The following is a 22422-nucleotide window of genomic DNA, read 5'->3' on the forward strand; positions in this document are numbered from 1 at the left end:
TACCGCGTCCCGGCGGAGCTCGTCGGGCCGATGCGAGAGGAATCAGACCGCGATGGCGAACGGATCCGCGACGTATGACGCCAAGTCCATCACCGTGCTCGAGGGCCTGGAGGCGGTCCGCCGCCGGCCGGGCATGTACATCGGCGGCGTCGACAAGGCGGGCCTGCACCACCTGCTCTGGGAGATCGTCGACAACGCCGTCGACGAGGTGATGAACGGCCACGCCAGCCGGATCGTCGTGACCCTCCACCAAGACGGCCGGACCGTGTCGATCGCCGACAACGGCCGCGGCATCCCCGTCGACAAGCACCCCAAGACCGGCCAGAGCGCCCTCGAGGTGATCTTCACCACGCTCCACGCCGGCGGCAAGTTCGACAACGACGCCTACAAGGTGGCCGGCGGGCTCCACGGCGTCGGCGCCAGCGTCGTCAACGCCCTGAGCAAGAGCCTCGTCGCCGAGATCCGCCGCGACGGCCGCACCTACACCCAGCGCTACAAGCGCGGCAAGCCCCTCAGCCCGGTCGAGGCCGGCGAGCCGGCGCGCGGCACCGGGACGACGATCACCTTCACGCCCGACGTCGAGGTCTTCCAGGCCCTCGACTACGACTCCTCGCTGATCGCCGAACGGCTGGACGTGAAGACCTACCTGAACAAGGGCCTGGTGATCCAGTTCGTCGACGAGAGGGCCAAGACCAGCGTCGAGTTCCGCCACGACGGCGGCGTGGCCGACTTCCTCGACTCCGTGAACCGCCAGCGGAACGACGTGCGGGTCGCCCCCCTCCCCTTCGTGCTGGAGCGCGAGCTGGACCAGGACGGGATCCGCTGCCACCTCGCCCTCTCCTGGACCGAGGCGACCGACGAGGATGTCCGGTCGTTCGTCAACACCATCCCGACCCGCGACGGCGGCACCCACGAGATGGGGATGCTGGCGGCCGTGGGGACGGCCGTGCAGCGGTTCATGGAGACGCACGACCTGGTCAAGAAGGGCCTGGAGATCAAGCGCGAGGACGTCCGGGAGGGGCTGACCGCCGTCCTCTCGGTCTGCATCCACGAGCCCCAATTCCAGGGCCAGACCAAGGGCCGGCTCAACAACCCGGAAGTCCGCAGCCAGGTCGAGTCGATGGTCAGGCCCAGCCTGGAATCGTTCCTGCTCCAGAACAAGAGCGTCGGCGACGCGATCGTCGCGCGGGTGATCCAGGCGGCCAGGGCCCGCGAGGCGAGCCGGGCCGCCGCCTCCCAGGTCCGCCGCAAGACGGCCGTCGGCGGCAAGCTCAACCTGCCCGGCAAGCTCGCCGACTGCGACAGCACCGACCCCGAGGAGTCCGAGCTGTTCATCGTCGAGGGCGACAGCGCAGGCGGGTCGGCCAAGCAGGGCCGCGACCGCGACGTGCAGGCCATCCTCCCGCTCCGCGGCAAGGTCCTCAACGCCGAGCAGGCCGGCAAGGCCAAGGTGCTCGACAACAAGGAATTGACCGACCTGATCAGCGCCCTGGGCTGCGGCATGGACGACCATTTCGACCCGGCCCGCCTCCGCTACGGCAAGGTCATCATCCTGACCGACGCCGACAGCGACGGCCACCACATCGCCACCCTGCTCCTGACCTTCTTCTACCGCCACACCCCCGGACTCCTGGCCGACGGCCGGATCTTCCTGGGCTGCCCCCCCCTGTACAAGATCTCCTGGGGGAAGGAGACCTACTGGGCCTCCGACGATCCCCACCGCGACCGGATCCTGGGCAAGCTCCCCTCGAACGCGAAGCCCGACATCACGCGATTCAAAGGGCTCGGCGAGATGCCCGCGAAACTCCTCTTCGAGACCACGCTGGACCCGGCCAGCCGCCGCCTCCTCCGCGTCGTCGTCCCCGAAGAGGACCGGCCCTACACCGAGCGCACCGTCAGCGACCTGATGGGCAAGGAGCCCGAGGCCCGCTTCAAGTTCATCATGGAAGAAGCCTACACGGCCAAGGACATCGACATCTGACCCGGCGTCGATCTCCGCCGACCGACGTACCGCCGCGAAACGCCCGCGAGGAAACCGCACCCCATGCCGATCATCGAGGTCGAGGATCTCACGAAGACGTACCGCGTCTTCCAGAAACGCGAGGGCCTGCTCGGGGCGCTCCGCGGGCTCTATCGTCGCGAATACAAGGAGGTCAAGGCCGTCGACCGGATCGGCTTCTCCATCGAGCCCGGCGAGATGGTCGCCTTCCTGGGCCCCAACGGCGCGGGGAAGACGACGACCCTCAAGATGCTCTCCGGACTGGTCTACCCCACCTCGGGGGACGCCCGCGTCCTGGGATACTCCCCCTGGCTCCGGGAGGACGCCTTCCGCCGCCAGTTCGCCCTCGTCATGGGCCAGAAGAACCAGCTCTGGTGGGACTTGCCCGCCGGCGACAGCTTCCAGCTCCACCGCGAGATCTACTCCATCCCCAAGGACCAGTTCGACCGCACCCTCGGCGAACTGGTCGAGCTGCTGGGGGTCCAGAAGCTGACCCGCCAGGCCGTCCGCGAGCTCTCGCTGGGCGAGCGGATGAAGATGGAGCTGATCGCCGCCCTCCTGCACGGCCCCCGGCTGCTGCTGCTGGACGAACCGACCATCGGCCTCGACGTCGTCGCGCAGGCCGCGATCCAGAAATGCCTGCGGGACTACCACGAACGCCGGGGCGTGACGATGCTCCTGACCAGCCACTACATGCGCGACGTCGAGGCGCTCTGCGACCGCGTGATCGTCATCACGCAGGGGAAGCTCGTCTACGACGGCCCGCTCGCCGGCATCGTCGAGCGGTTCGGGGAGGCGAAACTGGTCAAGCTCCAGTTCGACGGCCCCGCCCCCGAGGGGCTGGAACGGTTCGGCGAGCTGGTCCGCCGCGAAGGGCCGTTCGCCGACGTCCGCATCGAGCGGTCGCGGGTGGCCGAGGCCCTCGGCGCCGTGCTCAACCAACACGCCCTGGCCGACGTCAGCGTGGAAGACCCCCCGCTGGAGGAAGTCATCGCCAAGGTCTTCGAGGAGGCCCGGCTCGCCCATGACGCCGCCTGACGCGACCACGGCGCAGCCTACCGAGACCCAGGACCGCCTCGCGCCGGAGTTCGGCGGGCCCGCGCCGGCCCCCGCCCGACCCGGCTTCCTCCAGTCGATGGTCAAGTACGCGCGGATCTTCCGCGTCTCGCTCATCGAACGGATGACCTACCGCGGCGACTTCTTCCTGGCCACGATCCTCCGCTTCCTGCCGATCGTCACCACGATCCTGCTCTGGAAGGCGATCTACGAGGGCTCCGGCCAGGACGAGCTGGGAGGGTTCCGCTATCGCGAGATGATCGCGTACCTCCTGCTCACGAACATCAGCCGGATGTTCTCCAGCATGCCGGGCCTGGCGGCGGGCGTCGCCCGCGAGGTCCGCGAAGGGACCCTCAAACGCTATCTCATCCAGCCGCTCGACCTGACCGGCTTCTTGCTCGCGTCGCGGGTGGCGCACAAGGCCGCCTACATCACGATGTCGTTCCTTCCGTATGCGGGGCTGTTCTACCTCTGCCGGGGCTACTTCGACGGCTTCCCGGACGCGGCCACGCTGGCGGCCTACGCGGTCTCGCTCATCCTCTCGTTCCTGGTCGGCTTCTACTTCGAGGCCAGCGTGGGGATGGTCGGGTTCTGGTTCCTGGAGGTGACGTCGCTGCTCTACATCGTGATGACGCTCAACTTCTTCATCTCCGGCCACATGCTCCCGCTGGACCTGCTGCCGCAGCCGTGGTCGGGGATCCTCAAGGTGCTCCCCTTCCAGTACATGGCGTACTTCCCGGCCGTGGTGTTCCAGGGGAAGATCCGGGGAACGGAGCTGATCCTCCACCTGGGCCTGGAGCTGTTCTGGGCGGTCGCGTTTTTCGTCCTGGCGCGGACGCTCTACCGCGCGGGCCTGCGGCGCTACAGCGCCTACGGAGGCTGACCCGTGCTCCCTGGCGTCCCCCGATACACGCGGCTGCTGGGCGGGCTCGCCCGCTTCACGCTGGCCCGCGAGATGGCCTTCCGCGGCAACTTCCTGGTCAAGGTGTCGGTCGAGCTGCTCTGGATGGGCATCCTGATCGCCTTCTACCGGACCGTCTTCGCCAAGACCAGCCACATCGCGGCCTGGAGCGAGCCCGACTACTTCTTCTTCGTCGGCTGCTTCTTCGCGCTCAACGGCCTGATCGAGACCCTGTTTCTGGAGAACTGCAACGAGTTCGCCGAACTGGTCCGGACGGGCGACCTCGACTTCCTGCTGCTCAAGCCGATCGACGAGCAGTTCCTCGTCTCCTGCCGCCGCATCGACTGGGGGACCGCGCCCAACCTGCTGATGGGAGCGATCCTCATGGTCGTCGCCCTGGTCCAGAAAGACTGGGCGTTCGACCCGGCGCGGGTGGCGGCGTTCTTCGCGACCTTCGCCTGCGGCGTCGCCATCGCCTACAGCTTCATGATGATGCTGACCTCGGTCTCGGTCTGGATGGTGCGGAACACGAGCCTGATGGAGATGTGGTGGCTCTTCTCCAGCCTCGCCCGCTACCCCCGCGAGATCTTCTCCGGGCGCTGGGCCGAGCCGCTCGGGAATTTCTTCACGTTCATCATCCCGATCCTGCTGGTCTCGAACGTGCCGGCGAACGTGATGGTGCGCGTGCTGGAGCCGTGGATGGTCGCCTGGACCGTGGCCGTCGCGCTGGCCTCGCTCTGGGTCAGCCGACGGTTCTTCCAGGTCGCGCTCCGCTCCTACCGGAGCGCCAGCAGTTGAGCCGTCGGAGTGACCAGCCGGCGAATTCGGTTGCATGCACGCAACAGATCCTCCGACGCGCTGAAACCAGGAAACTCCCCGTCCGGAACCGTCGCCGCGGCCTACTCTCCTGGTAGCGGGCCAAAAGGCCGGCGCGACCGGATCGAGCCCCCTACCCCGGCGGCCCGATTGGAGACGCCGCGCCTCCCCGCCCGAGGGAGAGGAACCCACCAGGCGAGGCCCGGGCGATGCCGACGAGGGCCGGACACCGCACGGGAAGGCTATATGAACTGGTTCGAAGACCCACGGCACGAGCGGGACGACGAGGTCGAGGCGACGCCGGCCTTGATGGCGGAGATCCACCTGCTCCGCCTGCGGCTGGAGGAGGCCCGCGCGACCATCGACTCGCTCCGAAGCAAGGGGACCGGCCTGGAGGACGACCTCCACCGCCTGAAGCGCGTGGCCTCGACCGATCCGCTGACCGAACTCTGGAATCGTCGATTCCTGATCGATTCCCTCGACGTCTCGTATTCGTTCGCGGTGCGGCACCGGCTCGCGCTGTCGTTCGTGCTCCTGGACGTCGACGGCTTCAAGGCGTTCAACGACGCCTACGGCCACGCCGCGGGCGACGAGGTGCTGCGGCAGGTCGCCCTGATCGTCCGCAGTTGCGTCCGCGACCATGACGTGGTGGCGCGTTACGGAGGCGAGGAGTTCGCGATCCTGCTCCCGGGGACCGGGCGCGACGGCGCGTCGGCGATGGCCGAGCGAGTGCGGCTCACCCTGGAGGCCCACCCCTGGGAGACCCGGCCGATCCGGGCGAGCTTCGGGGCGGCCACCCTCCGGCACAAGGACGTCGGCCCGCAGACCTCGGCCGTGAGCCTGGTGGAGAGCGCGGATCGAGCCCTGTATGTGTCGAAGCGCGAGGGCCGCAACCGGGTGACGCACGCCGACGACCTGGCGAGGCCGTCGCCGTCGCTCGGCCTCGGAGCCGGGTCGGCCCTGGACCGTTGACCCGCTCGCCCGAAGACGTGATACTAAAAGGACGTGATGATGGAATGAGCCGCCCGGGCCTGGATGGACGATGATGGCGTACCTCGCATCGACCCTCGTCGCCGTCGCGGCGGTCGCGATCCTCGCGATCGTCCTCAGGCGGGCGCGGGCGGCGAGGGACGTGGCTCGGGGGCTGGCTCGACTGGCCGAAGGGCGACGCGCCCGCCCGGTCCTCGTCCTGCCGTCGGGGAGGCTGGGCGCCCTGGTCGCCGCTTTCAACGCCGCGGCGCCGGAGGTCCACGAGCGGACGCGACGGCTGGAAGCCGATCGTCAGCAGCTCCGGGTGGTCCTGGGGGCGATGGCGGAAGCCGTGCTCGCCGTCGACCCACGGCGCCGACTCCTCTTCGCCAACGCCAGCGCCGACGCCCTCTTCGGCCTGGACGCCTCGTCGGTCGGCCGCCTGATGCCCGAGCTGATCCGCAGCCCGCAGGTCCACGACGCCGTCGAAGCCACCTTCCGCCTGGTCCACCCGGACGCCTACCTCGCCGAGTTCGCACTGCCGGGCCGGGACGTCCTGCGCCTCGCGCCTCGCATCCTGTCGGTCCGGGGCTCACCGCTGCCGGGGGGGCAGGCGGCCGGCGCGGTGCTGGTCTTCCACGACGTGACCGACCTCCGACGTCTCGAACGCATGCGCCAGGATTTCGTCGCGAACGCCTCGCACGAGTTGAAGACGCCGCTGGCGTCGATCAAGGCCTACGCCGAAACCCTGATCGACTGGGCGCTCGAGGACCCGGCCGTGAATCGGCGGTTCCTCGAACGGATCGCCGAGCAGATCGACCGGCTCGACGCCTTGATCCGCGACATGCTCGCCCTGGCCCGCCTGGAGGCGAACCAGGACGTCTTCCGCCACGAACCGCTGGTCCTGATCCCGGTGCTCGAACGCCTGGTGGAGGCCCATCGCGACCGCGCCGAGGCCGGCGACCTCACCTTGTCGATCGACGCGGGGGGGCTCGATCGCGGGGTCACGGTCCTCGCCGACGAGGAGGCGATGCGTCAAATCGTGGACAACCTGATCGACAACGCGATCAAGTACACGCCGCCGGGGGGCCGCGTGAAGGTCGTGTGTTCAGCCACGGCCGGGGAGGTCGCCGTCGAGGTGAGCGACACCGGCGTCGGCATCCCCCGGGAAGACCAGGGGCGGATCTTCGAGCGATTCTACCGCGTCGACAGGGCGAGGAGCCGAGAGCTAGGGGGGACCGGCCTGGGGCTGGCGATCGTCAAGCACCTGGTCTCGTCGCTCGACGGGCGGGTGGAAGTCGCCAGCCGGCTCAGCTCCGGGTCGCGGTTCACCGTCCGGCTCCCCCGCGCCGCGGCGCCGATCACGCCCGTCGCCCCCCCCGCCTCGGCCGCGCCCCCGCCCTGATCCGGCGGGGGGCGAGGCGGCGGGTCATCTGTGCTGGGTCTCCAGCCACTTCTCGCAGTCCATCGCCGCGGAGCAGCCGGAGCCGGCGGCGGTGATGGCCTGTCGATAGTGCGTGTCGACCACGTCGCCGCAGGCGAAGACCCCTTCGACGCTGGTCGCCGTGCCGTAGTCGAGGAGCTTCTCAAGCAGGCCTTCCGGCGCTCCGGATTCCTGCCAGGCCAGGGCGGTCCGGGTGAGGACGTAGCCCGAAGGGGTCATCGCGACCTGGCCCTTGAAGATGGCCGAATTGGGGTCGTGGCCGATCGCCAGGAACAGCCCGGCGATCTTCAGGTCGCGCCGGGAGTCGTCCACGGTGGAGCGGAGCCGGACGCCCTGGAGGCTCGGGGGGCCGTCGGACGTATCGCCCAGGATCTCCTCGACCACCGAATTGAAGGCGTACTCGATCTTGGGATGATCCTTGAGCCGCTCCTGCATGATCTTGGACGCGCGGTACTCCTCGCGGCGGTGGATCAGGGTGACCTTGGTGGCGAACCGGGTGAGGAAGGTGGCCTCCTCGATGGCCGAGTCGCCGCCGCCGACGACGGCGATCTCCTTCCCCTTGTAGAGCGCGCCGTCGCAGGTGGCGCAGGTGGTGACGCCGTTGCCCCGGTAAGGCCCCTCGACGCCCAGCCAGCGGGCCGCGGCGCCGGTGGCGATGATCACCGAGTCGGCGGTGTAGGTGCGGATCTCGCCGCTGGAGGGGTCGCCGCTGGGGTCGTCGGTGGTCTTGACGGTGAACGGCCGCTTCGAGAGGTCGACCTCGAAGACGGTCTCCCAGCGGGTGTCGGCGCCGAACCGCTGCGCCTGCTTGCGCATCCGGTCCATCAACTCCGGCCCGTCGATGCCGTCGGGGAAGCCGGGAAAGTTGTCGACCGTGGTCGTGAGCGTGAGCTGGCCCCCGGGCTCCTTCCCTTCGAAGACCAGGGGGGCCAGGTTGGCGCGCGAGGCGTAGATCGCGGCGGTGAGCCCGGCGGACCCCGAGCCGATGATGATCACGGCCGAATGAGCAGCAGACATCGTCACCCTTTCCGAGCAAGGCGGATCGCGAACCAGATCGAATCGAACCGGACCAGGCCGCACCGGCCGCCCGAGTGGCGGACCCGCTCGCGGGGCGGGTGGGAGGGCCTCCGGGATCGGGAGTCTCCGGGGAGCGTCCCCCGGGCGGACGCGACTCCGAAATTTTGCGCATTCTCGCCGATCGACTCACAATCCTAGGGGGTCGTGACCTAGATTTCCAGCAGACACCCTGATGACCGGAGTCGGTCGCTTCCTCGGCGGGAGCATCAAGAGCTGGGGACGAGCATCAGGGACCATCGGAGGGACGACACCATGCTGGTCTTGACGCGGAAGCTCATGGAGAGGCTCTATATCGGCAACGACGTCTGCGTGACGGTCGTTCGGCTGGAGGGGGGCCAGGTGCGACTGGGGATCGAGGCCCCGCGCGAGGTGGCGGTCGTCCGGGCCGAGCTCGTCCCGGAGCGCCTGGCGGAGACGCCGGTCCGGCGAGCCCGCAGCGACGAAGCGGTCGTCGACGCCGCGGTCAGGCGTCCACAAGTCGCGGCTCGTGGAAGCGATACCCCACGCCGCGAACGGTTTCAATGAGGTCGCCGGCCGTGCCGAGTTTCTTCCGCAGGCTCTTGATGTGGACGTCGATCGTCCGCTCCAGGACCACGGCGTCCTCGCCGATCGCCGCGTCCATCAGCTCGTAGCGGGTGAACGCGCGGCCGATCTGGCGGAGCAAGACCTCCAGGAGCCGGAACTCGGTCGGGGTCAGGACCAGTTCCTGATCGCCGGAGAACGCCCGGTGACCGTGGCGGTCGATCCGCACCCCCTGGCTGGCGAGTTGGGAGCCCGCGGGGACCTCCTCCCGGGTCTGGGCCCGGCGCAACTCCTTCTTGATCCGCTGGATCAGCACTTTCATGCTGTAGGGCTTCGTCACGTAATCGTCGGCGCCGGTCGCGAATCCCACCAGCTGGTCGGACTCCTCGGCGCGGGCGGTGACCATGACGACCGGCACGTCCTTCGTGCGGGGGCTCGACTTCAGCTCGCGGCAGACGTCCAGGCCCCCCTTGAGCGGGAGCATCAGGTCGAGCACGATCAGGTCGGGCGACTTCAGGTTGGCTTGCCGGAGCGCCTCGACGCCGTCGCCGGCGATGATCGTCTCATAGCCCTCGCGTTCGAGATTGCAGCAGAGGATCTCGACGAGCGAGCGCTCGTCCTCGACGATCAGGATTTTCGGCTTGGGCATGGTCGTCGCGTCCGGTTCGCGGGCTTCGCGGCCCGAAGTCGTTCATCTCCACAGACAAGTGTACCGGCGGCGTTGTCGCCGTGATGAACCCGACGTGAAGAAATCATGAATCCTCCTCGTCGCGAGCCCCGGCGAAGGCCTCGGCCATGAGGACGGCCGATCGGGCCAAGATCTTCGCTCCCAGCGTCAGGGCCCGCTCGTCGATGTCGAAGAGCGGCGAGTGGAGGTGGGGGGCGGTCACTCCCGGGCTGGCCACGCCCAGGCGGAGCAGGCAGCCGGGGGTCGTTTCCAGATACCCCGAAAAATCCTCCCCCCCCATGCTGGGAAGGCGAATCTCCTCGACGTTCCCGGCGCCGAGGATCTCGGCCGCCGCCCCGGTGCAGACGGCCGTCACGGCGGGGTCGTTGAACACGCCGTCGGTGCTCTGGCTGAGGGCCAGCGAGAAGATCGTCTCGGTCGCCGCGCCGAGGCCGTCGGCGATCTGCTTGAGCCGCTCGGCGACGCGCTGCGAGGATTGCCTGGTGAGCGTGCGGATCGTCCCTCGGATGACGGCCTCCTCGGGGATGACGTTCCCTCCCGAGCCCGCCTGGAGGCTGCCGAAGGTCACGACGGTCGGGTCGCGGGCGTCGACGCTCCGCGGGATCGCCTGGTAGACCGTCGTGATGAACTGGGCGGCGGCGAGCAGCGGGTCGCTGGCCTGGTGCGGCCTCGCCGCGTGGCCGCCGACGCCCCGGACGACGACCCGCAGCTCCTGGCAGAAGGCGGTCATCTCCCGCCGACGGCAGCCGACCCGGCCGACCGGCCGCTCGGGGTCGACGTGCAGCGCCGTGACCGCGCGGACCCCCTCCATGGCCCCGGCGGCGACCATCTCGCGGGCCCCCTCGCCGACCTCCTCGGCCGGCTGGAAGACGACGCGCCAGCAGTCCGGCTTCGGCAGCGTGTCGCGGCAGGCCCAGAGCGCCTCGGCCGCCCCCAGCGCCATCGCGGCGTGCGCGTCGTGGCCGCAGGCGTGCATCACCCCCTCGCGGTGCGACCGATAGGGGGCGTCCTTGGCGTCGGTGATCGGCAGGGCGTCGATATCGGCGCGGAAGGCAGCGAGGGGGCGGGAGGAATCGAGCGTCCCGGCCAGGATCCCCCGACGAGACGGGACGAACGAGTACGGGACCCCGGCCTCATCCAGCCGCTCTGCGAGGAATCGGGCCGTCTGGTATTCCTCGCGGCTGGGCTCGGGGTGGGAGTGGAGGTGCCGCCGGACCGATCGCATCCGCTCGGCGTTCGAGTCGAGCCAGCGGTCCAGCGAGTCTCGCCAATCGGGCATGATGGGAAATCGCCTCGAAGGGGGCGGGCGGGGCGGAATTCGGATGCTCGCGACGTGACGTCGCGCGGGACGATCAACCGATGCGGCCGGTGATGTACGCCTCGGTCCGCTTGTCCTTGGGGTTGGTGAACAGGAGGTCGGTCGGGCTGAACTCCACGAGGATGCCGGTCCGGTGGCCGTCGGTGGCGGCCTCGTCGGGCATGAGGCAGGCGGTCATGTCGCTGACGCGGCGGGCCTGCTGCATGTTGTGGGTGACGATCACGATCGTGTAATCGTCCTTGAGGTCGTCCATCAGGTCCTCGACCCGGGCCGTCGAGATCGGGTCGAGCGCCGAGCAGGGCTCGTCCATGAGGATCACCTCGGGCTCGACCGCCAGCGTCCGCGCGATGCAGAGACGCTGCTGCTGGCCGCCGGAGAGCTCCAGGCCCGAGCGGTGGATCTTGTTCTTGACCTCGTCCCACAGCGCGGCGCGGCGGAGCGAGCGCTCGACCAGCTCGTCCATGTCGCCCCGGTAGCCGTTGATCCGCGCGCCCCAGGCGATGTTGTTGTAGATGCTCTTGGGGAACGGGTTGGGCTTCTGGAAGACCATGCCGATCCGCCGCCGCAGCGCCACCGCGTCGACCTTGGGCCCGTCGATCGGCACGCCGTCGAACCGGACCTCGCCCTCCATCCGGGCGTCGGGGATCAGGTCGTTCATGCGGTTGAAGCAGCGCAGGAGCGTGCTCTTGCCGCAGCCCGAGGGGCCGATCATGGCGGTGATCTTGTGGCGGGGGATCTCGATGTCAATGTGGTTCAGGGCCAGCGAGCGGCCGTACCAGACGTACAGCCCGCGGGTCTGCAGGACCGTGGGGTCTTCGGGCCGCGGCGCGGGGGAGGCGTCGCCCGCCGCCTCGGCGTCGGGAACGGGCGGGGCCTGCTTCACGCGGGTCTCGTGGGCGTTCATGGTCGGGTCGCCGGGGTTGGTTGGAGAAAGAGGGCGCGGGGTTCGGCTCAGCGGGCGCGCCGGAAGCGATTGCGGATCAGGATGGCGACCGCGTTCATGGACAGCAGCAACACCACCAGGATCAGGATACCGCCCGCGGCGACCGCCTGGAACTCCCGATTCGGCTCCTTGGCGTAGTTGTAGATCTCCACCGGGAGGGCCGTGTAGCGGTCGAGCGGCCCCCGGGGCGCCCGCAGCAGCGATCCGGCGGCGCCCACCATCAGGAGCGGGGCCGTCTCGCCCACGGCCCGCGAGAGCCCCAGGATCGTGCCGGTCATGATCCCCGGCAGGGCGGCCGGCAGGACGTGGCCGCTGACCACCTGCCACCGCGTCGCCCCCAGGGCCAGCGCCGCCTGGCGGAGCGACGGCGGCACGGTGCGGAGCGCCTCCTGGGTCGTGATCACGATCGTCGGCAGGATCAGCAGCCCCAGCGTCAGGACGCCCGCCAGGAGCGACGGCCCCAACGCCAGCCCGTTGACCCCGAACGCCCGGACGAACAGGGCCAGCCCGAGGATCCCGTAGACGATCGAGGGGACGCCCGCCAGGTTGGCGATGTTGGTCTGGATGATCCGCCGCACACGCCCCGCCGGCAGATACTCCTCCAGGAACACCCCCGCGCCGATGCCCACCGGGATGCCGATGGCGGCGACCAGCCCCAGCAGCCAGAGGCTGCCGATCAGCCCGACGTGGTAGCCGGCCGTCGCCGGGTTGCTCGACTGTCGATTGAGGGCCAGCCGCTTCAGCAGCGAACCCAACTCCCGGAGGTTGGCGCCCAGGTCGTACCAGGGGGCGTGGGGCGGGCCCGAGAGCGCCGCCGCCAGGATCGCCAGCATCAGGATCGTCAGGACGACCACGCCGGTCAGGGTCGCCAGCAGGCAGGCCGCGCCGAAGATCGGCCCCAGCCACCGTCGCAGCCGGCGATGCGGTCGGAACGCGTCGGCCGCCGCGTCGCTCATTGGTAGACCTCGCGATAGCGCCTGAGCACCAGGCTGGAAAGGATGTTGAGCGTCAGCGTGATCCCGAACAGCGTCAGGCCCACCGCGAAGAGCGACAGGTACTTGGGCGTGCCGTACGAGGCCTCGCCGCCGATCACCTGGACGATGTAGGTGGTCATCGTCTCGACCGACGTCAGCGGATTGAGCGTGATCTGGGGCATCATCCCGGCCGCCAGCACCACGGCCATCGTCTCGCCCACCGCCCGGCTGATCGCCAGGATGAACGAGGCGACCACCCCCGAGAGCCCCGCCGGCAGGACGATCCGCGTCGAGACCTCGAACTTCGTCGCCCCCAGCCCGTAGGCCGCCTCGCGCAGGCCCCGAGGCACGGCCGAGAGGACGTCCTCGCTCAGCGACGAGACCAGGGGGACGATCATCACCCCCACCACGATGCACGCCGAAAGCGCGTTGAACTGCTCCACCCGCAGGCCCATCGGCTCCAGCACCGCCTTGAGGACCGGCGTGATGAGGAGCAAGGCCAGGTAACCGTAGACGATCGTCGGCACGCCCGCGAGGAGTTCCAGCGTCGGCTTGAGGACCGCGCGAACCGTCCGGGGGGCGTACTCGCTCAGGTAGATCGCGCTCATGAGCCCGATCGGAAGCGCGATGGCCGTCGAGCCGAAGGCGATCATGAACGTCCCCCAGATCAGCGGCAGGATGCCGTACTTCGGGGGCGAGGCCTCGGGCTTGAGCGTGGCGCCGAAGAGAAAATCCACCACCCCAACTCGCGCCGCGAGGAAGAATTCGACGCTCTGCACGACCAGCACCAGCAGGATGCCGAGGGTCGTCAGCACCGTGACCAGCCCGCAGACGCCCAGCAGGACGGGCGCGAGGACCTCGGCGATGGCCGAGATCCGCGACTGCCCGCCCCACGAATCGTCTTCCAGTTCCGGCGCGATGGTATTCGGCGGGGTCGGCGACGCGGCTTGCATCATGATCGTGTCAGGGCCCGGGGCTGTCGTCTTGGGGGGCTCGGTCGCTCAGGGGGCCTCGGGCGTCTCGGCCGCGGGCGAGGCCGCGTCTCCGCCCGTCCCCACCGCGGGGTTCAGGCGGGCGAGCGCCTCGTGGTTGGCCCGATCGTCCTCGGGGGTCGGGGGATCGTACCCCCCCGCCGGGGCGAGCGTCGAGATCTCGTCCAGGTAGAACTTCAGGAATCGGCCGACCTCGGGCCGCCTCGCCGCCGAATTCTTCACGAACAGGTAGAGCGGTCGCGAGAGCGGCCGGTACGACTTGTCGGCGATGCTCTCTGGGCTCGGGACCACGGCCGGGGCGTCGGGGCCGGCCTGCACGGCCAGCGCGTTGAGCCGATTCCGGTTGGCCGCGTAGTAGGCGTAGCCGAAGTAGCCGATCCCGTCCGGGTCGCCGGCGACGCCGCTGATGAGGATGTTGTCGTCGGAGTTCTGCTGGACCCCCTCGCGCTGCAACCCCGCCTTACCGACGACGGCCTCGGTGAAGAACTCGAAGGTGCCGGAGTCGTTGTCGGGCGAGTAGAGGACGATCTTGCGGTCGGGCCAGGTCGGGTCGAGGTCCTTCCAGGTCTGGACCTTCGAGTCGGGCTCCCACAGCTTCTTGAGCTGCTCGACGGTGAGCGCCCTGGCGAAGTCGTTCTTCGCGTTGACCGCCAGGGTGATCCCGTCGTAGCCGACGAGAAGGCGGGTCCACTCGATCCCCTGGCTCCGGGCCTTGGATTCCTCATCGGGCTTGGCGTCGCGCGAGGCGTCGACGATGTCGACCTCACCCTGGAGGTAGCGGCTGAAGCCGCCGCCGGTCCCGTGGTTGTCCACGACCACCGTCACGCCGGGATCGACGTCCGCGAACGCCTCCTGCGCCGCCTTGCTGATCCGGAAGACGGTGCTGGACCCGTCGATGATGATCGTCGCCGTCGGGCCCGCGTCGCCGCCGCCGCAACCGCCGGCGACCGCCAGGGCCGCCGACAAGGCCGGGAGCCAGGCTCGTTCACGCCAAGACCGCATGGGTCCGCATCCTCGTATCGGGGAGGGGGTCGAGGCCGCTCCGCCCCTCGGCGGTCGGCCCGATCCTTTCAAGATCGCCTCACCAGGGACGTCCGAGAACGCACCGGAGGCTTTCCCAGTATAATCCCGGGTCATGAAGATTGTGTGAAGCCGCCATGAGGATATCCAGTATCCCCCAGCGACGACGCGAAGTCCCGGAGCAATTTCCAGGACCTCGGAGTACACTTAGAAGAAGCGGCGATCGCGCGTTTCCTCTCGAGCAGGCTGGACGGGACGATGATCGAAGTCAACGGCCGGGTGTCCCTGGACGACGACGAACTCGAATTCGAGTTCATCCGATCGTCCGGCCCCGGGGGGCAGAACGTCAACAAGGTCTCCACGGCCGTCCGCCTCCGGTTCAACGCGACAGCCTCGCCGTCGCTGCCGGAGGACGTCCGCGCCCGCCTGCTCACGATGGCCGGCCGTCGCATCGGCGGCGACGGCTTCCTGACGATCCTCGCCCAATCCGGGCGGACGCAGGAGACCAACCGCCGCGACGCCGTCGAACGCCTGGTCGAGCTGATCGCCAGGGCCTGCGAACGCCCCAAGCCGCGCCGACCCTCCAGGCCGACCCTCGGCTCCCAGAAGCGCCGACTCGCCTCCAAGCGGAAGCACAGCGAGACCAAGGCGCGACGTAAAGACTTGGGTCCATCCGAGGAGTGATCCTGTTTCGGTCAGGTCGCGGCCACGCGGGCTTCCAGCGAGGGTGCGGCCGGCGACGCCTCGCCCGCATCGCGTCGCAGCCGAACCCAGAGGATCACGCCGCCCGCGCAGAGTCCCAGGCTGATGAGCTGGGAGATGGTGAGGCCCGCGACCAGGCCCGCGTCGTCGCCGCGGAGGACCTCGACGGGCCACCGGCTGATCGGGTAGGCGATCATCAGGAGCGCCATCACCTGGCCGGGACGACGCCGGAACGGCAGGTAGGCCGTCAACGCCGCCAGCAGCGCGAGTCCGGCCGCGGCCGCGAGGAGCTGGGTGGGATGCACCGGCAGCGACCATGCGGCGTCGGGCGGGATCAGCCCGCGGTCGACGTGCTCGGCCCAGGCGTGCGAGCCGTAGGGGAACCGGACGCCCCACGCGGCCTGTGTGGCCGCCCCGTGGCAGCAACCGTTGAGATGGCAGCCGATCCGGCCGAAAAAGGCCCCGATCGCCAGGGCGGGGGCCACGGCGTCGGCCATCTTCAGGAACGGGAACGGCCGACGACGGTAATAGAGCATCGTCCCGCCGAAACCGCCGAGGATGCAGCCGTAGAAGACGCCCCCTCCCTCCCAGACCCGGAACAGGTCCAGCGGCGAGCGGATCGACTCGGGCCAGACCGCGACGTAAAGCGCCCTCGCCCCGACCACGCCGCCGAGGAACAGCCAGGTCGCCAGCTCATACACGGCGTCCGGGTCGATCCCGTCGCGTCGCGCCCGCCAGACGGCGATCGCCAGCGCCGAGGCGCAGGCGAGGGCCATCATGAGGCCGTAGGCGTGGACCTTGAATCCGAGCAGTTCGAACAGGATCGGTTGCATGGCCGCTTCCTTTCGGCGAGAAACGCCGACGCGCCTCGTGCGCGCCGGCGATCGCCGGGAGGATGCCAGCCGTCGGGAAGCCGGGCAAGGCCAATCAGGAGTTCAGGATGGCCAGGGAGGGGGTCTTGATCTTCGCCCCGGCGGTCCAGCGGCCCCCCTCGCGGCGGATCTCCCGATAGAGCGTGTCGCGCTCGATGGGAACGCGACCGGCTTCGGTGATCAGGCGGCGGATCTCGTCGACGGTCGACTCCTGGGGAGTCTCGGCGCCCGCCTCGTGGTAGATCTTCTCGTGGACCACGGTGCCGTCCAGGTCGTCGGCCCCGAACGACAGCGCGACCTGCGCCGTCTTGAGCCCCAGCATGATCCAGTACGCCTTGATGTGCGGGAAGTTGTCCAGCATCAGGCGGCTGATGGCCATCGTCTTGAGGTCCATCATCCCCGAGGGCTTGGGGATCTCGGACATCTCGGAGTTGTCGGGGTGGAACGCCAGGGGGATGAAGGTCTGGAAGCCGCCGGTCTCGTCCTGCAGCTCGCGGAGCCGGACCATGTGGTCGATCCGGTGGACCGGGCCGTCGATATGGCCGTAGAGCATGGTGGCGTTGGAGTGCAGCCCCAGCCGGTGCGCATTGCGGTGGACGTCGAGCCACTGCTCGGTGGTCGCCTTGGCCCCGCAGATCTTCTCGCGGACCTCGGGATGGAAGATCTCGGCCCCGCCGCCGGGGAGGCTCCCCAGCCCGGCGTCGATCAGGCGCTTGAGGACCTCCTCGGTGGAGATCCGGGTGATCTTGGCGAAGAACTCGATCTCCACGGCGGTGTACGCCTTCACGTGGATCTCGGGGGCGACCTCCCGGATCCAGCGGATGACGTCGCAGTAGTAGTCGAGCTTCAGCTTGTGGTGCAGGCCGCCGACGATGTGGATCTCGGTCGCGCCCCGCTCGCTCGCCTGGCGGGCGCGCTCGGTCACTTGGTCGCGGTACATCACGTACGCCTTGGGCTCGTCGAGGTCGGCCCGGAAGGCGCAGAAGTCGCAGGTGTAGACGCAGACGTTGGTCGGGTTGATGTGCGTGTTGACGTTGTAGAACCCGAGATTGCCGTTCTTCCGCTCGCGGACGAGATTCGCCAGCGCGCCGATCTCGAGGATGTCGTGCGACGCCTCAAGCGCCAGGCCGTCTTCGAAGCTGAGCCGCTCACCGGCCTCCACCTTCTCGCGAATCACCTTCAGACGAGCGACGTCTTCGGCCATGTCTGCTCCCATCCTCGATATCGGTTCGGCCCGCGATCCGGGCGGCTTCTCGAATTTTAGTCCTGATTGAACGATACGGCAACGTCTGCCGGGAGGTCGCGTCCGACGGAGCCGAAGTCTCCGCGTCAGACGGCCAGGTCCAGGAGCGTCGCCAGCAGCAGGCCGACGCTGATGATCACGTTCACGTGGAAGAACGCCAGGTTCACGCGGTCGAGGTCGTCCGGCCGCACCAGCGAGTGCTCGTAGACCAGGAGGACCACGGCGGCGGCGACACCGGCCCAGTAGATCGCGCCCAGCGGATAAGAGACGCCCAGCCCGACGAGGCCGACGATCATCAATGCGTGGCAGACGGCCGCCAGCCGGAGCGCCCCGCCGATCCCCAGCCGCGCCGGGACGCTGTTCAGCCCGGCCTTGCGGTCGTAATCGGCGTCCTGGCAGGCGTAGATCAGGTCGAAGCCCGAGACCCACCAGAAGACGGCCAGGCCGAGCCAGACCGGGGGCCAGGCGATGTCGCCGCGCAGGGCGATCCAGGCGGCGATCGGCGAGAGGCTCAGCGAGGCCCCCAGCCAGAAATGCGCCAGGCTGGTGAACCGTTTCGTGTAGGAGTAGGCCAGCAGCCAGAGCAGCACCGGGACCGCCAGCCGCAGCGGCCAGGGGTTCGGCAGGAAGATCAGGGTCGAGGCCACGAACGCCCCGGCGCAGAAGAGGGTGAACAGGGCGACGGCCGCCGGCGAGAGCGCTCCCCGCGGGATGTGCCGCCCGGCGGTGCGCGGGTTTCGGGCGTCGAGGTCGCGGTCGACGAGCCGGTTGAAGGCCATCGCCGCCGACCGGGCCGTCGCCATGCAAAGGAGGACGCCCAGCCAGTCGCGGGGCCTCCCCGACAGGCCGTCCGGCCCCCAGGCCGCCAGCACGGCGCCCATCAGGGCGAACGGCAGGGCGAACAGCGTGTGGCTGAACCGCACCAACTCCAGATAGTCGCGGACGCGCCGCAATGCGATCGACATCGGCTCAGCGAGCCTCCCTTGCACGTCCCGAAGCCTGATCGACGCCGAAAACCCGCGTCACGAACCAATCCCCGAGCGCCGGAAACGCCCAGGCCGCCGCCCCCAGGATCCGGAACGGCCAGACCATCCGCCGAAGCACCGAAAGCCGCCGTCGAGGCCGATCCAGCAGATCGACGACGCGACGGGCCACATCCTCCACGTCGGCCGTCATCCAGGGCGAGGGCGTCTCCACCACCGGATGCGCCGAGGCCCCCTCGCGGGCCAGTTTCCCGAACGCCTCGGAGAACTCGGTCCGGATCGGACCCGGCTCGACCAGGCAGACGGTCACGCCGTCTCGCGCCAGCTCCCGCCGGATCGCGTCGTTCCAGTACGCGAGCCCGGCCTTGGTCGCGCCGTAGACCCCCAGGGCCGAGTTCGCCACGCAGGTGATCGCCGACCCGACGTTGATCACCGTCCCCCGCCTCGAAGTCAGCGACGCGACCAGATGCCGGGTCAGGAGGATCGGGGCCTGGAAGTTGACGGCGATCTGTCTCGCGATGTCCTCGGCGGGCGCGTCGGCGAACAGGGTGGGCAGGCCGAGCCCGGCGTTGTTCACCAGGACGTCCACGCCCCCCAGTCGCTCGACCGCCTCGACCGCCACTCGGGCGCAGGCGTCGGGCTCGGAGAGGTCGGCCGGGATCGTCAGGACTTCGAGGGCCGGGGAATCTCGCCGCAGCTCGGCGGCGAGCGCGTCCAGGCGGTCGGCCCGCCGCGCGACCAGCACGAGCGCACGCGCCCGGCCGCGGCGCACGACCTCGCGGGCGATCGTCGCGCCCAGGCCGGCGGACGCGCCGGTGATCAGGACGACTCGACCGGCGGTCGTCATGAGCGGGCGATCGGCTTGACGCCGACGTAAAGCGTGGCGATCCCGAACGTCAGCGGGTGCATCTCCAGGTGGACCAGCCCCCGCGAGCCCATGAGATCCAGCAGGTCCTGGCCGTCGGGGAATTCCAGGACCGTCTTCGGCAGGTAGTGGTACGCGGAGTCCTGATTCGGGGCGACCGCCTGGCCGATCCGGGGGAGGACCTTGCGGAAGAACGTCATGTACAGCGGCCCCAGGATGCGTCCCCGAGGTCGGGAGAATTCCAGGACGGCCACCTTGCCCCCCGGCTTCGCCGCGCGGATCAGCTCGTCCAGCCCGGCGACGGTGTCGCGGACGTTGCGGAGGCCGAACGCCACGCTGACCACGCCGAAGGTGTCGCTGGGGACGGGCAAGTGCTGGGCGTCCCCCTCGACGAGCGTAACGCGGCCCTCGGCCCCGGCTTTCTTCACCTTCCGTTCGCCCACCAGCAGCATCTCGCGGCAGAAATCAGCCCCGACGATCGGCGACCGGCCTTGGCCCGCCTTGTCGTACTGCAAGGCGAGGTCGGCCGTCCCGGTGCAGCAGTCGAGGACCGGCACGCCCGGCGTCGGCGGGACGGTCCGGGTGGTGAACCGTCGCCAGGAACGGTCGATGTTCAAGCTCAGCAGGTGATTCAGCAGGTCGTACCGCTTCGCGATCGACGCGAACATGCGCCGCACGCGCTGGTTCGACTTGTCCTCGGACGAAGACGAAGGCGAGGGGGCGGGAGCGGGAGCGGGGGGAGCCGTCGCGGTTTCGGGGGTGGGCACGGCGAATCGTCCGATCGGGTAGTGGCGAGTCGGTTGGTCCGGTCCCATTGTTGCGGCGACGGCCCGGCTCGGCAAGTCGACGCGGGGTCCGACTCACGCGAGATCGGCCCAGGCCTGGGACCGGCCCGGCTTCGCCAGCTTGACCGTCTCGGGCGGCGACGGGTCGAAGGCCGGGTCGAAATAGGCTCTCACCTCGGGGCGGGTGAGGACGAGGAGCATGAGGATGGGAAAGGCCAGCGAACCCACCGCGGTCGCGTGCCAGGTCTCGAGTTGTAGCCAGATCGCGGCCTCGACCAGATCCCCGCAGGCCATGAGGACCAGGCACGCCCAGGCCGCGCGGCGACGCATCACGGCGAGCCCCAGGGCGATCGCCCACAAGGTCGACTGCACGAGCCCCGCCGCGACCAGCAAGGAGGTGGCGGTCCAGGCGCTCTCGCCCCGCAAGGCGACGCCCAGGCCGCGCGTCTCCATCTCCTCGATCCGGCCGTGGACCTCGCCGAAGCCGACGACGTCGACGAATTTCGCGCCCGGGGACGAGAGGAAGATCGTCCCCCCCGACGTTCCTCCGTTCCAGCCTTCCGACCCCATCCGATACCCGACCCACCCCCGGTCCCCCCGGATCAGGCCGAGATCGCCCCTTACCGATCCCTGGCCGAGGATCACGCCGTAATTCGTCCTGGGGCCCTCCCGGATCAGGTCCTTGAGCCGCCCGCCCCCCAGGACGACGCCGCCGAGGCTCATCGCCAGGCCGATCCAGAGGACCATCGCGCCCCAGCCGGACGATCGGCCCGCGACCGGAGACTCCGCCGGCGAGCGGCCCGTTTCGCGAGCCGCGATCGCCGATGGGAAATCCAGCAGCTCGACCGTCGCCGCATCCACCCGGCTCCCGACGAGCTCGACGCGATAGGCGGCTTCCTCGTCGGACAGGTCGTCTCCGAAGTCGAATTCGGGGTCGTAGAGCGGGTGGTCGCTGGCGGGATGGGACATGCCCCGACTCCTCGGCTGGGAAGTCGAACCCCGCGGGGAAGGACGAGCGGGGAGGAAAGGACCCCGACCGAAATCTTAGCCCCGATCCTCCCGGCAATCCAGCGGCGAAATCCAGACCCGTAGACCTCTCGATCGCGGAACTGCGGAAGAAGCCGCGGAAGCCGCTCAGGCCGTCCACCCCAGCTCGGCGGCGGTCAGGGGGTCGACGCGAAGCTCCGAGAGCCGCTCCGAGTCCAGGCGCATGACGTCGCGACGGGTCACGGACCGGGGGGGAAAGTGGCTCAGGGGCCAGCCGTACTTGTCCTGGGCGCCGAACAGGTGCAGGATCTCATGCGCGATCACCGCCGCGCGGGGGACGGGGGGACGGATCAGGGGCTCGGTGAAATTGGCCTGGCGAGCGTGGCAGAAGGCCAGGCTCACGCCGTCGAGTTCCGTCCGGTCCAGGGGCACGGCGTAAGATCGCCCCGCCAGCCGGAGGTGCAACAGCCAGGCGACGGTCGCGTCGGGGAGCCTCGCGGCGACCTCCTGGACGAAATCGACGGCGTCGCGGAACCCTTGCGCCGCCGCCGCCCGGCTCATCAAGGTCAGGGCGCGAACCGTCATGTCGGCCTCGAACAGCCCGACCTCGCCCCCGCTCTGGGCGATCACCACGTCGGTCTCGGGCGTCGATTCGCCGTCGACCTGGAAATAAACGTCCGACACTCCCACTCCGACCGCCGCCCCATAATCGCCGGCCTGCTCCTCCATCCACTTCGCCGCGCGTTCGAGGGCCCCGAGGTGGCGGGCGATCTCCTCCTCGCTCCATCCCCGGCCGTCCGCGCCGACGAACAGCGAGACCAGGACGACCCGCCCCCGCAGGGGCGGACACGCGACCCGACGCCAGGGCATCGCCGGCCGTTCCGGTGCCCGATCCTCGTCGCGAAACGGCCCCAGATAGCGGAAATAGCGAGGATTCCCCGAGTTCGGCTCGTTCGGCTCCAGGCGGAGCGGGACGACCCCGAGGGTGGGGTTGACGATCGGCCCCGTCGAGGCGGGCCGCGCCGAGGCGTCTCGCGATTCCCGACGCGCCCGGAGGCCCATCCGGACCAGCTCGGCGATCAGGAGCGTCAGCCCCACGCCCAGCACGACCGCCCAGATTCTCAGGTCGACCGACTCCCCGGCGGCCCAGATGAGCGGAAGCGGGGCGAACGGGGGGGATTCGGCCGGGAGCATACTTCGTCTCAATCGGGGAAGGAGCGTCGGCGGCGACAAATCGCCATTTGAAGAGTCGGCCCGATGCGGTAT

Annotated in this window: 22 protein-coding genes; 8 read left to right on the forward strand and 14 right to left on the reverse strand. The window is 69.6% G+C overall.

Features of this window, described 5'->3' with window-relative positions; all coding sequences use genetic code 11:
• Window positions 1-52: 52 nt before the first annotated feature.
• The 6 genes from VT85_RS20395 (at window position 53) to VT85_RS20420 (ending at window position 7146) form a co-directional block, all read left to right on the forward strand.
• Window positions 53-1981: a type IIA DNA topoisomerase subunit B gene (locus tag VT85_RS20395; RefSeq protein WP_068419522.1), complete on the forward strand. Its 1929-nt coding sequence runs from the start codon at window positions 53-55 to the stop codon at window positions 1979-1981.
• Window positions 1982-2044: 63 nt separating this feature from the next.
• Window positions 2045-3037 carry an ATP-binding cassette domain-containing protein gene (locus VT85_RS20400; protein ID WP_068419524.1) on the forward strand — a complete coding sequence of 331 codons (993 nt, stop codon included), beginning with the start codon at window positions 2045-2047 and terminating at the stop codon, window positions 3035-3037.
• The gene (locus tag VT85_RS20405) at window positions 3024-3938 is read left to right on the forward strand and encodes an ABC transporter permease (protein ID WP_068419526.1); all 915 of its coding nucleotides are present in this window, start codon (window positions 3024-3026) and stop codon (window positions 3936-3938) included. Before VT85_RS20400 ends, VT85_RS20405 begins: the two co-directional genes overlap by 14 nt.
• A 3-nt stretch (window positions 3939-3941) precedes the next feature.
• Window positions 3942-4754 carry an ABC transporter permease gene (locus tag VT85_RS20410; protein WP_068419529.1) on the forward strand — a complete coding sequence of 271 codons (813 nt, stop codon included), beginning with the start codon at window positions 3942-3944 and terminating at the stop codon, window positions 4752-4754.
• Between the two features lie 264 nt (window positions 4755-5018).
• The gene (locus VT85_RS20415; RefSeq protein ID WP_068419531.1) at window positions 5019-5744 is read left to right on the forward strand and encodes a GGDEF domain-containing protein; all 726 of its coding nucleotides are present in this window, start codon (window positions 5019-5021) and stop codon (window positions 5742-5744) included.
• Between the two features lie 70 nt (window positions 5745-5814).
• The gene (locus VT85_RS20420; RefSeq protein WP_197490903.1) at window positions 5815-7146 is read left to right on the forward strand and encodes a sensor histidine kinase; all 1332 of its coding nucleotides are present in this window, start codon (window positions 5815-5817) and stop codon (window positions 7144-7146) included.
• 24 nt (window positions 7147-7170) lie between these two features.
• Here VT85_RS20420 and trxB read toward each other — a convergent pair whose 3' ends face one another.
• Window positions 7171-8202, reverse strand: a complete 1032-nt coding sequence (trxB, locus tag VT85_RS20425; RefSeq protein ID WP_068419533.1) for a thioredoxin-disulfide reductase — start codon at window positions 8200-8202, stop codon at window positions 7171-7173.
• A gap of 312 nt (window positions 8203-8514) precedes the next feature.
• On the opposite strand from trxB, the gene VT85_RS30085 reads away from it, so the two are divergent.
• Window positions 8515-8787, forward strand: coding sequence for a carbon storage regulator (locus tag VT85_RS30085; RefSeq protein WP_068419535.1), 273 nt, complete (start codon window positions 8515-8517; stop codon window positions 8785-8787).
• On the opposite strand, the gene VT85_RS20435 is transcribed toward VT85_RS30085, so the two are convergent.
• The 6 genes from VT85_RS20435 to VT85_RS20460 all read right to left on the reverse strand — a co-directional run bounded on the left by VT85_RS20435 (window position 8726) and on the right by VT85_RS20460 (window position 14701).
• A complete protein-coding gene (locus VT85_RS20435) occupies window positions 8726-9433 on the reverse strand; it encodes a winged helix-turn-helix domain-containing protein (protein ID WP_068419541.1) in 708 nt (235 codons plus the stop codon). The genes VT85_RS30085 and VT85_RS20435 overlap by 62 nt on opposite strands.
• Window positions 9434-9536: 103 nt before the next feature.
• Window positions 9537-10751: a M20 family metallopeptidase gene (locus VT85_RS20440; RefSeq protein WP_068419542.1), complete on the reverse strand. Its 1215-nt coding sequence runs from the start codon at window positions 10749-10751 to the stop codon at window positions 9537-9539.
• 73 nt (window positions 10752-10824) lie between these two features.
• The gene (pstB, locus tag VT85_RS20445) at window positions 10825-11694 is read right to left on the reverse strand and encodes a phosphate ABC transporter ATP-binding protein PstB (RefSeq protein ID WP_082858769.1); all 870 of its coding nucleotides are present in this window, start codon (window positions 11692-11694) and stop codon (window positions 10825-10827) included.
• 47 nt (window positions 11695-11741) lie between these two features.
• Window positions 11742-12689: a phosphate ABC transporter permease PstA gene (gene pstA / locus VT85_RS20450; protein WP_068419544.1), complete on the reverse strand. Its 948-nt coding sequence runs from the start codon at window positions 12687-12689 to the stop codon at window positions 11742-11744.
• Window positions 12686-13660 (reverse strand): phosphate ABC transporter permease subunit PstC, encoded by a 975-nt coding sequence (gene pstC, locus VT85_RS20455; protein WP_082859025.1) that lies wholly within the window; start codon window positions 13658-13660, stop codon window positions 12686-12688. The genes pstA and pstC overlap by 4 nt, the downstream gene beginning before the upstream one ends.
• A gap of 48 nt (window positions 13661-13708) precedes the next feature.
• Window positions 13709-14701, reverse strand: a complete 993-nt coding sequence (locus tag VT85_RS20460) for a PstS family phosphate ABC transporter substrate-binding protein (protein ID WP_068419546.1) — start codon at window positions 14699-14701, stop codon at window positions 13709-13711.
• Window positions 14702-14977: 276 nt separating this feature from the next.
• Between VT85_RS20460 and arfB the strand changes: the two genes are divergently transcribed.
• Window positions 14978-15403 carry an alternative ribosome rescue aminoacyl-tRNA hydrolase ArfB gene (gene arfB / locus VT85_RS20465; RefSeq protein WP_068419548.1) on the forward strand — a complete coding sequence of 142 codons (426 nt, stop codon included), beginning with the start codon at window positions 14978-14980 and terminating at the stop codon, window positions 15401-15403.
• Window positions 15404-15414: 11 nt separating this feature from the next.
• On the opposite strand, the gene lgt is transcribed toward arfB, so the two are convergent.
• The 7 genes from lgt to VT85_RS20500 all read right to left on the reverse strand — a co-directional run bounded on the left by lgt (window position 15415) and on the right by VT85_RS20500 (window position 22350).
• Window positions 15415-16254, reverse strand: coding sequence for a prolipoprotein diacylglyceryl transferase (gene lgt, locus VT85_RS20470; RefSeq protein WP_068419550.1), 840 nt, complete (start codon window positions 16252-16254; stop codon window positions 15415-15417).
• A 94-nt stretch (window positions 16255-16348) separates the two neighbouring features.
• Window positions 16349-17497, reverse strand: coding sequence for an aminofutalosine synthase MqnE (mqnE, locus tag VT85_RS20475; protein ID WP_068419552.1), 1149 nt, complete (start codon window positions 17495-17497; stop codon window positions 16349-16351).
• 125 nt (window positions 17498-17622) lie between these two features.
• On the reverse strand, window positions 17623-18501 hold the full coding sequence (locus VT85_RS20480; RefSeq protein WP_068419554.1) for a UbiA-like polyprenyltransferase: 879 nt from the start codon (window positions 18499-18501) through the stop codon (window positions 17623-17625).
• Window positions 18502-18505: 4 nt separating this feature from the next.
• On the reverse strand, window positions 18506-19366 hold the full coding sequence (locus VT85_RS20485; protein WP_068419556.1) for an SDR family NAD(P)-dependent oxidoreductase: 861 nt from the start codon (window positions 19364-19366) through the stop codon (window positions 18506-18508).
• Window positions 19363-20151, reverse strand: coding sequence for a ubiquinone/menaquinone biosynthesis methyltransferase (locus tag VT85_RS20490; RefSeq protein ID WP_255376957.1), 789 nt, complete (start codon window positions 20149-20151; stop codon window positions 19363-19365). Before VT85_RS20490 ends, VT85_RS20485 begins: the two co-directional genes overlap by 4 nt.
• Window positions 20152-20244: 93 nt before the next feature.
• The gene (locus VT85_RS20495) at window positions 20245-21138 is read right to left on the reverse strand and encodes a hypothetical protein (protein ID WP_068419561.1); all 894 of its coding nucleotides are present in this window, start codon (window positions 21136-21138) and stop codon (window positions 20245-20247) included.
• 165 nt (window positions 21139-21303) lie between these two features.
• Window positions 21304-22350 carry a hypothetical protein gene (locus VT85_RS20500; RefSeq protein WP_068419563.1) on the reverse strand — a complete coding sequence of 349 codons (1047 nt, stop codon included), beginning with the start codon at window positions 22348-22350 and terminating at the stop codon, window positions 21304-21306.
• Window positions 22351-22422: the final 72 nt, after the last annotated feature.

Origin of the sequence: Planctomyces sp. SH-PL62, from assembly GCF_001610895.1 — a bacterium.
In the GTDB taxonomy this organism is placed as follows: Bacteria; Planctomycetota; Planctomycetia; order Isosphaerales; family Isosphaeraceae; genus Paludisphaera.